The organism is Thermomonospora echinospora (genome assembly GCF_900108175.1).
In the GTDB taxonomy this organism is placed as follows: domain Bacteria; phylum Actinomycetota; class Actinomycetes; order Streptosporangiales; family Streptosporangiaceae; genus Thermomonospora; species Thermomonospora echinospora.
On sequence record NZ_FNVO01000001.1, the window covers coordinates 219,620 to 231,503 of the forward strand.

Below are 11,884 nucleotides of genomic sequence, written 5' to 3' on the forward strand. Positions count from 1 at the left end.
CACGCTTGAAACCGCCGCCGTTCGACTACGAGGCCCCCCGGACCCTCGGCGAGACGCTGGACGCTCTCGCCGGGGGCGGGAAGGTCCTCGCCGGAGGCCAGAGCCTGATCCCCCTGCTCAACATGCGGCTGGCCGCGCCCGACCGGCTGGTGGACGTCAACGGCGTCGCCGAACTGGACACGCTGGAGGTCACCGCGGCGGGGGTGCGGGTGGGGGCGCTGGCCCGGCACGCGAGGGTGGAGCGTTCCGGCGAGGCGGCGGCGGTGCAGCCCCTACTGCGCCAGGCGCTGCGGCACGTCGCTCATCCGGTCATCCGCAACCGGGGCACGGTCGTCGGCAGCCTGGTGCACGCCGACCCGGCCGCCGAGCTGCCCGCCGTCCTGGCGCTGCTCGGCGGCACCGTGGAGGCCGCCTCGTCCGGCGGGCGCCGCACCATCGAGGCCGCCGGCTTCTTCACCGGGCCGTTGGAGTGCGCGCTGGCCCCGGGCGAACTGGCCGTCTCGGCGTTCTTCCCGGCGCTGCCGCCGCAGACCGGTACGGCCTTCGCCGAGGTGGCCCGCCGCCACGGCGACTACGCGCTGGTCGGGGTGGCCGCCCTGGTCGCCCTCGACGACGACCTGCGGGTCCGCGCCGCCCGCGCCGCCTACCTCAGCGTCGCCGACACCCCGCTGGTGCTGGACCTGACCGAGCCCGCCACGCGGGGGCAGGCGGGCCGCCCGCCCGGCGCGGCCGACTGGTCCCTGGCCGGAGCCGACGCCGCCGGGCGGGTGCGGCCCGACGGCGACATCCACGCCGGAGCCGACTACCGCCGCCATCTCGCCGGCGTGCTCACCGAGCGCGCGCTGGCCGAGGCGGCCCGCAACGCACTGCCGGGAGAGCGATGAACGGCGAGCGGACCCACCGGATCGCGATGACGGTCAACGGGACGTACCGTGAGGCCGCCGCCCCGGCGCGGCGGCTGCTGTCGGACTTCCTGCGCCACGACCTCGGCCTGACCGGCACCCATGTCGGCTGCGAGCATGGCGTCTGCGGCTGCTGCACGGTGCTGCTGGACGGCGAGCCGGTGCGGTCCTGTCTGATGCTGGCCGTGACGGCGGACGGGCACGAGATCACCACCGTGGAGGGGCTGGCCACCGGCGGGGAGCTGTCCCCGGTGCAGCGGGCCTTCCAGGAGTGCCACGGCTTGCAGTGCGGGTTCTGCACCCCCGGCTTCCTGTGCACGGTCACCGCCCTGCTGCGCGACAACCCCCGCCCGACCGAGGAGGAGGTGCTGGAGGGCATCTCCGGCAACCTGTGCCGCTGCACCGGCTACCAGAACATCGTCAAGTCCGTGCACCGCGCCGCCGACCTCATCGCCGAGGCCGGAAGGGAGCCCACCCTATGAGCACCTCGATGTTCGGGGAGCCGATCGCTCGGCGCGAGGACCCCCGCCTGCTCACCGGGCAGGGCCGCTACCTCGACGACCTGGGCCGGGACGCGCTCGCCGTGGCGTTCGTGCGCTCGCCGCACGCGCACGCCCGCATCACCGGCATCGACGTGGACGCGGCGCTGGACGTCGACGGGCTGGTGGCCGTCTACACCTGGGAGGACCTGCCCGGCCCGGTGGGCGAGCCGCTGCCGCTGCTGATCCCGCACCCGGCGCTGACCCACGGCCGCACCGGATACCCGCTGGCCCGCGACATCGTCCGGTACGCCGGCGAGCCGGTCGTCATGGTGGTGGCGCGCGACCGCTACCTGGCCGAGGACGCCGCCGAGCGGATCCGCGTCGAGTACGAGGTGCTGCCCCCGGTCGTCGGCATCGAGAACGCGGCGGCGGCCGGGCGCCTGGTCCACGACGACGTGCCCGGCAACGTCGGCGCGCACCTGGTCCAGCAGACGCGGGACGCCGCCGGGCGCGACGCGCCCGCCGCGGTGGAGGCCGCCCCGCACCGGCTGGAGTTCCGGCTGGACATCGAGCGCAGCGCGGCCATGCCGCTGGAGGGGCGCGGGGTGTACGCGCGCTGGGACGCCGACGACGGGTCACTGCGGGTCTACTCCTCCACCCAGACCTCCACCAGCGTCCGCATGGCCGTCGCCGCCCGGCTCGGCCTGCCCAAGACCAAGGTGGAGGTGATCGCCCCGGACGTGGGCGGCGGGTTCGGCGTGAAGATCGTCCATCCGTGGCCGGAGGAGGTGCTGGTGCCCTGGGCGGCCCGGCTGCTGGGCCGCGAGGTCAAGTGGACCGAGGACCGCCGCGAGCACTTCGTGTCCGCCGCGCACGAACGCGGCCAGGTGCAGTTCGTGCGGGTCGGGTTCGACGACGACGGCCGGATTCGGGGCCTGGACGTGCGGATCCTGCACGACCACGGCGCCTACACCCCGTACGGCATCATCGTCCCGATCATCACCTCCACCCAGTTGCTGGGCCCCTACAAGCCGGACGCCTACCGGGTGGAGTTCACCAGCCTGTACACCAACACGGTCATCGTCACCCCCTACCGGGGCGCGGGACGGCCGCAGGGCGTGTTCTGCATGGAGCGGACGATGGACCGCATCGCCGCCCATCTGGGCCTGGACCGCGCCGACGTGCGGGCGGCCAACTTCATCGCGCCCGGGGAGTTCCCCTACGACCAGGGCCTGACCTTCCAGGACGGGCGCCCGCTGATCTACGACTCCGGCGACTACCCGCGGATGCTGGACATGATCAAGGAGCTGGTCGGCTGGGACGGCTTCGAGCGGGAGCGGGCGGCGGCCGCGCGGCGGGGCCGCCGGATCGGCATCGGGCTCGGCTGCTACGTCGAGGGCACCGGCGTCGGCCCGTACGAGGGCGGGCACGTCGAGGTCGACTCCGGCGGGCGGGTGCACGTGTCCACCGGGCTGACCTCCCAGGGCCAGGGTCACGAGACGGTGTTCGCGCAGATCGCGGCCGCCGAGCTGGGCGTCCCGATCGAGGACGTCACGGTGACCACCGGCGACACCCGCCGGTTCGGGTACGCGGTCGGCACGTTCGCCTCCCGGGCGGCCGTGCTGAGCGGCAACGCCATCGCGCTGGCCTGCCGGCGGCTGCGCGACAAGGCGCTGCGCATTGCCGGGGAGGCGTTGGAGGCCGACCCCCGCGACCTGGAGATCACCGACGGGACGGTGCACGTACGGGGCGACACCACCGCCTGCATCCCGCTGCGCACCGTGGCGGTGCTGGCCAACCCGCTGCGGTACGCCTTCGACGACGAGGCCCAGCGCGCCACCCAGTTCGCAACGGGTGGATCACCGGACGAGCCGCCGGTCGCGGAGGGGCAGGAGCCGGGGCTGGAGGGCCGTGACTACTACTCCCCGGTGCGGTCGACGTTTGCCGCCGGTATGCACGCGGCGGTGGTCGAGACCGATCCGGACACCGCAGAGATCCGCATCCTGCGGTACGCGGTCGTCCACGACTGCGGGCGGCTGATCAACCCGCGGATCGTGGAGGGCCAGATCCATGGGGGAGTGGCGCAGGGCGTGGCCGGGGCGCTGTACGAGCGGATGGTCTACGACGAGGCCGGGCAACTGCTCAACGCCTCGTTCATGGACTTCCTGATGCCGTACGCCACCGAGATCCCGCACGTGGCGACCGACCACCTGCAGACGCCGTCGCCGCTGAACCCGCTGGGCATCAAGGGCGCGGGGGAGGCCGGGGTGATCCCGGTCTCCGCGGTGATCGCCGCCGCCGTGGAGGACGCCGAGGGCATCCGGGTGGACGCCATGCCGCTCAGCCCGGACGGGCTGTTCCGGCTGCGGCGGCGCGCCGCGGCCGACCCCGGGCTGCGCCTGCCCCGGGTACGGGTCTGACGCGCCGCGCGCTGGGGCCTGCCCGACCGTGTCCCGGTCCTGAGACTTGCTCGGCCGTGCCCGCGCCCTGGGGCTTGCACGATCGTGTCCTCATCCCGGGGCTTGCCCGACCGTGTACTACTTGACCGTGGTGGCGGTGTCGGGCGCGTTGCCGCCCAGCGAGCGCGGGATGTAGTTCTCGATCGCCGCCGGCCGGAACCCCTGCTGCCTGATCCAGCCCAGGATCATCTGGAACTGCTGGGCCAGGCCCTTGCGGTAGTGCATCAGCACGATGTCGCCGGGCTGGAAGCCCTTGCCGCCGCCGTCGCCGCGGGCGAACCCGTTGAAGCCCACCCCGGGCCCGGTGGTGCCGTTGTAGAACTCGGTGTTCCACAGCATGATCAGTTTGATGCCGCACTCCTTGGCGGCCTGCTGGGTCAGCTCGTTCATGGCGCCGAACGGCGGGCGGAAGAACACCGGGCGCATGCCGTACTGCTGGGTGATGGTGGCCGAGGCGTCGCAGATCTGTTTGCGCTGCTGCTCCAGCGGCAGGGTGTTCATGGCCGGGTGCGTCACCGAGTGGTTCTCCATCCGGGACCCGGCGTTGCGCAGCGACCAGAAGTACTGGCCCTGCCCCTTGACGTAGGTGGAGGTCAGGAAGGTCAGGATGGGCACCTTGTGCTGCCGCACCAGCTTGACGAACTCCGGGTCGTACTCGTAGCCGTCGTCGATCGTCAGGAACACCACCCGGTCCTGGGTGGTGATCTTCCGGATCGTCGGCACCGGCCCCCGGGGGATGTCGGCGGCCTGCTCGACGGTCCAGCTTCCGGGCTTGGGACGTTCCCACCCCTGGTCGGCCAGCAGCGCGGTCAGATCCTCCCGCAGCGAGGGCGCGGTGTCGGCGGCGGCGTGGGTGCGAACCTCGGGCCAGGCGCCCGCACCGACCCCCAGCACGCCCGCGACCAGGCAGGCGACCAGGGGAATCTTCCCTCGCATAGCCGGAACCTCCTCAGGGGGCGACCGACCGGTGTCCGATCGGGTGTGGGGGGACGCCCGCATCGGTTGACGCGGGGGCGCGCAGGAAGGTTCGCACATCAAGCGTGACAAAGGCGCGCGACTCGCTCGGCAGTTCTTGCCATTCGTCACGGCGGGACGTTTTTCCTAGGGTCGGGACATGAAGGTCACCGGGAGTGCCACCCTCGCCGCGCCGCTACCCCGGGTCTGGGATGCGCTGCAGGACCCGGCCGTGCTGGCCAGCAGCATCCCCGGCTGCCACAGCCTGGAGGCGGTGGGTGCCGGCGCGTACAAGATGACGATCACCGCGGGGGTCGCCTCCGTCCGGGGCACCTACGTCGGGCAGGTGGCGCTCGCCGAGCCCGAGCCGCCGCACTCGTTCGTGCTGCGCGCCCGCGGGCAGGGCGCGCCCGGTACGGTCGAGGCCACCGTCAACGTCCGGCTGTCGGAGGGCGCGGACGGTACCCGGGTCGACTACGACGCGGACGCCGTGGTCGGCGGCATGATCGGCGGCGTCGGGCAGCGGATGCTCGGCAGCGTCGCCCGCAGGACGGCCGGGGAGTTCTTCGCCGCCGTCGAACGGGTCCTGACCGCCCCGGTCCCGGCCTTCGCCGAGGCTGCGCCCGCCGAGGCGGCCTCGCGGCAGGCGCCCCCGGCACCGGCGGCCGTTCCGCCGACCCTCGCCCAAGCGGCCCCCGTACAGGCGGCTCCCGCCCAAGCGGTCCCTGTGCAGGCGGCCTCCCCGCAGGCGACCCCCGTTCAGGCTGCCTCCGCGCAGGCGGCTCCCGCGCAGGCTCCGGTGCCCGGGGCGATGTTCTACGGCCGGGCCGCCGAGCCGGCGGCCGGGCCGGAGCGGATCGCCGGGCCGATGACGATCGCGTTCGGCGCGGGCGGCCTGGTGGCGCTAGCGGGGGTGGTCGTCGGGTACGCCCTGGGGCGTCGCCGCGGCGGCGCCTGAGCGGCGCCTGAGCGGCGTCTTGCGATCACGGGACGCAGAGAGGACGGTGGGGTGATGAGGCCGTTCACCGCGGCCGCGGTGCAGTTCGCGCCGGCCGCCGGGCCGCTGACCGAGCGGACGGTCCGCGAGAACCTGGACAAGGCCGTGGCCTGGACCGGGCGCTGCGTGGCCGCCACCGGCGCCGAGCTGGTCGTGCTGCCGGAGTCGTGCACCACCGGGTTCACCCCGGGCGTGCCGGCCGGCGAGTTGTGGTCGCTGATGTCGCAGATCCCCGGGCCCGTCACCGAGCCCCTCCAGGAGGCCGCCCGCGACCTCGGCGTGCACGTGTGCTTTGGCACCTACGAGCGGGGCGGGTCGCCCGGCGTGGTGCACAACGCGGCGGTGCTGGTCGGCCCGCGGGGCGACGTGCTGGGCGTCTACCGCAAGACGCACCCGTTCGGCGGGGAGGACGCCCGCCGGGGCGGCTGGGTGACCGCCGGCACGGACGTGTGCGTGGTGGACACCGCGCTGGGCCGCATCGGCATGGCGATCTGCTTCGACGGCGACTTCCCCGAGCTGTGGCGGATCCAGGCGGTGCGCGGCGCCGAGGTGATCTGCCGGCCCTCGGCCCTGCTGCGCTCGGCCGACATCTGGGAGCTGACCACCCGGGCCCGCGCCTACGACAACCACGTCTACGTGGTGGCCGCCAACGCGGTGGGCGCCGACCCGGCCGGCGTCCTGTACTTCGGCAACTCGCTGATCGTGACCCCGATCGCCGAGGTGGTGGCGCGCGCCGCGACCCAGGAGTCGTGGGTGGCGGCCCGCCTCGACCCCGCCGCCGCGATGGCCTCGCTCACCCCCGGCTCCTCGGTGCCGCAGCCCTTCGACCACCTGGCCGAGCGGAACCTGGAGCTGTACGACAAGCACGCCGCCGACCTGCTCGGCCCGGCACAGACCACCTTTCCCTACAGTCCGTACGGGTCACCGCCCTCGCGCCCCTGAGGAGGCGGGTCCGCGACCGTGCGCCGGGCCCGGTAGGCGACGTGATCCGCCCGGCCGGGCACGACGACATGCGGCCGTTCCCGCCGCGGCACGGGACCGCACGAAACGCGGAAGCGATCCCCGGGCATGAATACTGGGGCTTCCCCATGGGGTGGCGCCGAAACTTTGCGGAGACCGGACCCTTCCGTACGGAGCTCCTCTTCCCCCCGCTTGCGCGGACCCGGCGCGCGTTCCGCAGGAGAGGTTTCGGGGGAACCGCCGGGGTAGGGGCCGCTCACGGAACTGATTCGTATGAGGAGGTCACGTCATGGTCGGGGGCTGGCATGGGTCCGGCGGCGGGATGGATCCCTTCGAGGAACTGCTCGCCCGCTTCTTCGGCGCGGGGGGCGCCAAAAGGCCGGTGGAGCGCGTCAACCTGGCCAGGCTGATCAGTGAACCGGGCCGCGAGCTCATCCGGGACGCGGCGCTGCGGGCGGCCGAGTGGGGCAGCCCGGACCTGGACACCGACCATCTGCTGTGGGCGGCGGCCCACCACGACGCCACCCGCCACATGCTCAGCCGGGCGGGAGCCGACCCCGAGGCCCTGGCCGGGCAGATCGAGAGCCACAGCGGGCACGGCCCCACCCGGGAGACCCCGCCGATGATGACGCCGTCGGCCAAACGGGCGCTGCTGGACGCTTACCAGATCTCCCGCGCCGTCGGCTCGTCCTACATCGGCCCCGAACACGTGCTGCTCGCGCTGGCCGTCAACCCCGACTCCCCGGCCGGGCGGATGCTGCGCGAGGCGCACGTCACCCCTGAGGCGCTGCAGGAGGCGGCGATGGGCACCCGTCCCGCCGCGGCGGCCGCGCCGCGCCCGGCCACCGACACCCCGACACTGGACGAGTACGCGCGCGACCTGACCGAGCTGGCCCGCGAGGGCCGCATCGACCCGGTGATCGGCCGTGACGACGAGATCGCCCAGACCATCGAGGTGCTGTCGCGGCGGACCAAGAACAACCCGGTACTGATCGGCGACCCCGGCGTCGGCAAGACCGCGGTCGTGGAGGGCCTCGCCCAGCGCGTCGCCGACGGCGACGTGCCCGAGCTGCTGTTCGGCAAGCGGCTGGTCCAGCTCGACCTGGCCGCGGTGGTGGCCGGCACCCGCTACCGGGGCGACTTCGAGGAACGGCTGAACAAGCTGATCGAGGAGATCCGCGGCCACTCCGACCGGCTGCTGGTGTTCATCGACGAGATCCACACCGTGGTGACCGTCGGCGGCGCGGAGGGGGCGATGAGCGCCGGCAACATGCTCAAGCCCGCGCTGGCGCGCGGCGAGCTGCACGTCATCGGCGCCACCACCATCGACGAGTACCGCAGGAACATCGAGAAGGACGCCGCGCTGGAGCGCAGGTTCCAGCCGATCATGGTGCCCGAGCCCTCCACGGAGGACACCATCGAGATCCTGCGCGGGCTGGGCGACCGCTACGAGGCCCACCACCAGGTGCGCTTCCGGGACGAGGCGCTGGTGGCCGCGGTGGAGCTGTCCAGCCGCTACCTCACCGACCGGTTCCTGCCCGACAAGGCCATCGACCTGATCGACCAGGCCGGCGCGCGGGTGCGGCTGCGCACCAGGACACCCGGCCAGGAGGCCCGCGAGCTGGAGCGGCGCATCGACCAGGTGCACCGCGAGAAGGACCAGGCCGTCGCCGAGGAGAACTACGAGCACGCCAGGGCGCTGCGCGACGAATTGGCCGAGCTGGAACGACGCAGGGACCAGGACCCGCACGCCGGCGGCGGCACGGCGGTGCCCGAGGTGACCGTCGAGGACATCGCCGAGGTGGTGTCCCGGATCAGCGGCATCCCGGTGGCCCAGCTCACCCGAGAGGAGCGCGACCGCCTGCTGCAACTGGAGGAGCACCTGCACCGCCGGGTGATCGGGCAGGACGAGGCGGTGGCGGCGGTCGCCGAGGCGGTGCGCCGCGCCCGCGCCGGGATGGGCGATCCCGACCGGCCCATCGGCAGCTTCCTGTTCCTGGGGCCGACCGGGGTGGGCAAGACCGAGCTGGCCCGGACGCTGGCCGAGGCGCTGTTCGGCAGCGAGGACCGCATGGTCCGCCTCGACATGAGCGAGTTCCAGGAACGGCACACCGTAAGCCGGCTGACGGGGGCCCCGCCCGGCTACATCGGCTATGAGGAGGCCGGCCAGCTCACCGAGTCGGTGCGCCGCCGCCCCTACTCGGTGCTGCTGCTGGACGAGATCGAGAAGGCCCACCACGACGTGTTCAACGTGCTGCTGCAGCTGCTGGACGACGGCCGGCTCACCGACGCCCAGGGCCGCACGGTCGACTTCCGTAACACCGTGGTGATCATGACCAGCAACCTGGGCTCGGACGTGATCGGCGCCTCGACGACCCTGGGGTTCACCGCCGCCGACGGCGTCGACGCCTCGCTGCGCGACCGGGTGATGGGGCGGCTGCGCGAGGCGTTCCGGCCGGAGTTCCTCAACCGGATCGACGAGATCATCGTGTTCCGCAGGCTGGAGCTGGAGCAGCTGTGCCAGATCACCGAGCTGCTGCTGGAGGAGACCCGCCGCCGGGTGCACGCCCAGGGCGTCACCATCGAGTTCACCCGGGAGGCGGTCGACTGGCTGGCCCACCGGGGATACCAGCCGGAGTACGGCGCCCGGCCGCTGCGCCGCACCATCCAGCGCGAGCTGGACAACCGGCTGTCGAGCATGCTGCTGGACGGGCGGCTGCGGCCCGGACAGCACGTGCTGGCCGGCGTCCGCGGCGACGCCATCGACTTCGAGGTGACCGCCGGCAGGCAGACCGCCGCCGCGGGCCGGCGGTGAGCCGCCGCCGGGGCGGGCACCGCCGGGATCCTCCCGGCGGGGAGGCCTGGGGCCGCCGCCGGGAGTGGACGGGCCGTGCCTCAGGCGTCCCGACGCTGGAAGGAGACGAACGCGGCGGCCAGCACGATCGCGGTGTACAGCGCGAACACCGCGCCGCCCGCCACGGGCGACAGCGCGTCGGGCATGTCGCGGGCCGTCATCAGCATTCCGCCGGCGTTGGACGGCAGCAGCTTGGCGACGGTGTCGCCCCAGTCGCCGGGCAGGAACGACCCGATGATCGGCAGTACGAACAGCGCGCCCAGCACGGTCGTCACCGCGCCGGCGGTGTGCCGCAGCAGCATCCCGACGGCCAGCGAGATCAGCGCGATCAGCGTCAGGTAGACCGCGCCGCCGATCACCGCGCGCAGCACCCCGGGGTCGCCGAGCGAGCCGTCCAGGTTCTTGGTCGCGTAGACGAGCTGGGCCAGGAAGAACGAGGCGAACGACACCACCAGCCCGACCACCAGCACCAGCGCCGCCAGCACCAGGGCCTTGGCGGCCAGGTACTGGGTGCGGCGGGGCACCGCGATCAGTGAGGTGCGGATCATGCCGGTGGCGTACTCCCCGGTGACCACCAGGACGCCCAGCACCCCGAAGGCCACCATGCCGAAGTTCAGTCCGACCAGGCTGAAGGACGCCGTGTCGAAGGTCGCCTTGTCCTGCTCGGGAAGCTGGTCGTAGGAGGAGACGAAGGCCAGCGAGATCAGCACCGACAGCCCGACGGACACCACGACGCCCGCCAGCAGCGTCCAGAACGTGGACCGGACCGTGCGGATCTTCGTCCACTCCGAGGCCAGCACCCGGCCGAACCCGGCCTTGGCCGCCGGCCCGGCGGGCGCGGCGCTCGGCTCCTGTGCGGTGGTGGTCATGCCTTCCCTCCCGGCTGCGTCATCGCCACCGTGGCCGCGTCGGCGGCCTGGCCGTCCCGCGCCCCGGGCACGCCCGCCTGGTACTCCACCGACTCTCCGGTCAGCTGCATGAACGCGTCCTCCAGGGACGGCTGCACCCCGGCCAGCTCGTGCAGCCACAGGCCGGCCTCGCCGGCCGTGTCGCCCACCTGGTCGGCGGTGGCCCCGTACACCCGCACGGCGCCGTCGGAGTCGTCCTCCACCCGCCAGCCCCGCTCGGCCAGCAGTGGGCCGAGCCGGTCCAGGTGCGGCGAGCGCACCCGCACGTGGCTGGTGGCGTTGGCGTCGATGAACTCCCGCATCCCGGTGTCGGCCAGGATCCGGCCCCGGCCGATCACCACCAGATGGTCGGCGGTCAGCGCCATCTCGCTCATCAGGTGGCTGGAGACGAACACGGTGCGGCCCTCGGCGGCCAGCTGCCGCATGAGCCGGCGGACCCACACGATGCCCTCGGGGTCCAGGCCGTTGACCGGCTCGTCGAACATCAGCACCCCGGGGTCGCCCAGCAGCGCGGCGGCGATGCCCAGCCGCTGGCTCATGCCCAGCGAGAAGCCCCGGGTCGGCTTGCCGGCCACCGAGTCCAGCCCCACCAGGCCGAGTACTTCGTCGACCCGGCGGCGCGGGAGGCCGTTGCTCTGCGCCAGGCACCACAGGTGGTGGTAGGCGCTCCGGCCGCCGTGCACCGCCCTGGCCTCCAGCAGCGCCCCGACCTCCCGCAGCGGTGCGGGCAGGTCGCGGTAGTGCCTGCCGTTGACGGTCACGTCGCCGGCGGTGGGCCGGTCGAGCCCGAGAATCATCCGCATCGTGGTCGACTTGCCGGCCCCGTTCGGGCCCAGGAATCCGGTCACCGTGTTGGGCCGCACCGTGAAGTCGGCGTGGTCGACGGCGACCTTGTCGCCGAAACGCTTGGTCAGCCCGCGTGCCTCGATCATGTCGTGTCCCTCCGGCCACCGCGCCCGGCGGTCAGTTCACCGCCAGCAGGTCCACCACGAAGATCAGCGTCTCGCCGGGCCCGATGGCCCCGCCCGCGCCGCGGTTGCCGTACGCCAGGTGCGGCGGGATCACCAGCTTGCGCCGGCCGCCGACCCGCATCCCGGCCACGCCCATGTCCCAGCCCTTGATGACCCGGCCGGCGCCCAGCGGGAACTCGAACGGCTCGCCGCGGTTCCAGGAGGCGTCGAACTCCTCGCCGGTGGAGAAGGCCACGCCCAGGTAGTGCACCGAGACGTTGGAGCCCTTGGTGGCCTCCGGCCCGTCGCCGACGACGATGTCGGTGATGTCGAGGTAGTCCGGCGGGGTCCCCTCGGGGAAGTCGATCTCGGGTCGCTCAAGCGCCATCGCTGCAGGCTCCAGGCTTCATGGGTGGTG

General features: G+C 73.4%; 10 protein-coding genes. 6 read left to right on the forward strand and 4 right to left on the reverse strand.

Features of this window, described 5'->3' with window-relative positions; all coding sequences use genetic code 11:
• Positions 1-5 precede the first annotated feature (5 nt).
• The 3 genes from C4U03_RS01030 to cutA are packed head-to-tail and all read left to right on the forward strand — an operon-like array spanning position 6 to position 3,804.
• A complete protein-coding gene (locus C4U03_RS01030) occupies positions 6-884 on the forward strand; it encodes an FAD binding domain-containing protein (protein WP_103935684.1) in 879 nt (292 codons plus the stop codon).
• Entirely contained in the window at positions 881-1,384 is a 504-nt protein-coding gene (locus C4U03_RS01035; RefSeq protein ID WP_103935685.1) for a (2Fe-2S)-binding protein, read from the forward strand. Before C4U03_RS01030 ends, C4U03_RS01035 begins: the two co-directional genes overlap by 4 nt.
• On the forward strand, positions 1,381-3,804 hold the full coding sequence (gene cutA, locus C4U03_RS01040) for an aerobic carbon-monoxide dehydrogenase large subunit (RefSeq protein WP_103935686.1): 2,424 nt from the start codon (positions 1,381-1,383) through the stop codon (positions 3,802-3,804). Before C4U03_RS01035 ends, cutA begins: the two co-directional genes overlap by 4 nt.
• Before the next feature lie 117 nt (positions 3,805-3,921).
• On the opposite strand, the gene C4U03_RS01045 is transcribed toward cutA, so the two are convergent.
• Positions 3,922-4,779: a polysaccharide deacetylase family protein gene (locus tag C4U03_RS01045; protein WP_103935687.1), complete on the reverse strand. Its 858-nt coding sequence runs from the start codon at positions 4,777-4,779 to the stop codon at positions 3,922-3,924.
• 178 nt (positions 4,780-4,957) lie between these two features.
• Between C4U03_RS01045 and C4U03_RS01050 the strand changes: the two genes are divergently transcribed.
• The 3 genes from C4U03_RS01050 to C4U03_RS01060 all read left to right on the forward strand — a co-directional run bounded on the left by C4U03_RS01050 (position 4,958) and on the right by C4U03_RS01060 (position 9,569).
• The gene (locus C4U03_RS01050; RefSeq protein ID WP_103935688.1) at positions 4,958-5,755 is read left to right on the forward strand and encodes an SRPBCC family protein; all 798 of its coding nucleotides are present in this window, start codon (positions 4,958-4,960) and stop codon (positions 5,753-5,755) included.
• Between the two features lie 54 nt (positions 5,756-5,809).
• Complete coding sequence (locus C4U03_RS01055; protein ID WP_103935689.1) at positions 5,810-6,736, forward strand: carbon-nitrogen hydrolase family protein; 927 nt, start codon at positions 5,810-5,812, stop codon at positions 6,734-6,736.
• A gap of 307 nt (positions 6,737-7,043) precedes the next feature.
• Positions 7,044-9,569, forward strand: coding sequence for an ATP-dependent Clp protease ATP-binding subunit (locus C4U03_RS01060; protein WP_103935690.1), 2,526 nt, complete (start codon positions 7,044-7,046; stop codon positions 9,567-9,569).
• Between the two features lie 80 nt (positions 9,570-9,649).
• Here the strand turns inward: C4U03_RS01060 and C4U03_RS01065 are convergent, their stop codons facing one another.
• Genes C4U03_RS01065 through C4U03_RS01075 form a run of 3 tightly spaced genes read right to left on the reverse strand, consistent with a single transcriptional unit; the run spans position 9,650 to position 11,854 of the window.
• Complete coding sequence (locus tag C4U03_RS01065; RefSeq protein ID WP_146087228.1) at positions 9,650-10,477, reverse strand: ABC transporter permease subunit; 828 nt, start codon at positions 10,475-10,477, stop codon at positions 9,650-9,652.
• Complete coding sequence (locus C4U03_RS01070; RefSeq protein ID WP_103935691.1) at positions 10,474-11,448, reverse strand: ABC transporter ATP-binding protein; 975 nt, start codon at positions 11,446-11,448, stop codon at positions 10,474-10,476. The genes C4U03_RS01065 and C4U03_RS01070 overlap by 4 nt, the downstream gene beginning before the upstream one ends.
• 31 nt (positions 11,449-11,479) lie before the next feature.
• A complete protein-coding gene (locus tag C4U03_RS01075; protein WP_103935692.1) occupies positions 11,480-11,854 on the reverse strand; it encodes an FKBP-type peptidyl-prolyl cis-trans isomerase in 375 nt (124 codons plus the stop codon).
• Between the last annotated feature and the right edge of the window lie 30 nt (positions 11,855-11,884).

Excerpts from the sequence above, each read along its gene's own strand:
- C4U03_RS01045 (WP_103935687.1), bottom strand. The coding sequence starts at position 4,779 with ATGCGAGGGAAGATTCCCCTGGTCGCCTGCCTGGTCGCGGGCGTGCTG.
- C4U03_RS01075 (WP_103935692.1), bottom strand. The coding sequence starts at position 11,854 with ATGGCGCTTGAGCGACCCGAGATCGACTTCCCCGAGGGGACCCCGCCG.
- C4U03_RS01055 (WP_103935689.1), top strand. The coding sequence starts at position 5,810 with ATGAGGCCGTTCACCGCGGCCGCGGTGCAGTTCGCGCCGGCCGCCGGG.
- C4U03_RS01035 (WP_103935685.1), top strand. The coding sequence starts at position 881 with ATGAACGGCGAGCGGACCCACCGGATCGCGATGACGGTCAACGGGACG.
- C4U03_RS01060 (WP_103935690.1), top strand. The coding sequence starts at position 7,044 with ATGGTCGGGGGCTGGCATGGGTCCGGCGGCGGGATGGATCCCTTCGAG.
- C4U03_RS01065 (WP_146087228.1), bottom strand. The coding sequence starts at position 10,477 with ATGACCACCACCGCACAGGAGCCGAGCGCCGCGCCCGCCGGGCCGGCG.
- C4U03_RS01070 (WP_103935691.1), bottom strand. The coding sequence starts at position 11,448 with ATGATCGAGGCACGCGGGCTGACCAAGCGTTTCGGCGACAAGGTCGCC.
- C4U03_RS01050 (WP_103935688.1), top strand. The coding sequence starts at position 4,958 with ATGAAGGTCACCGGGAGTGCCACCCTCGCCGCGCCGCTACCCCGGGTC.
- cutA (WP_103935686.1), top strand. The coding sequence starts at position 1,381 with ATGAGCACCTCGATGTTCGGGGAGCCGATCGCTCGGCGCGAGGACCCC.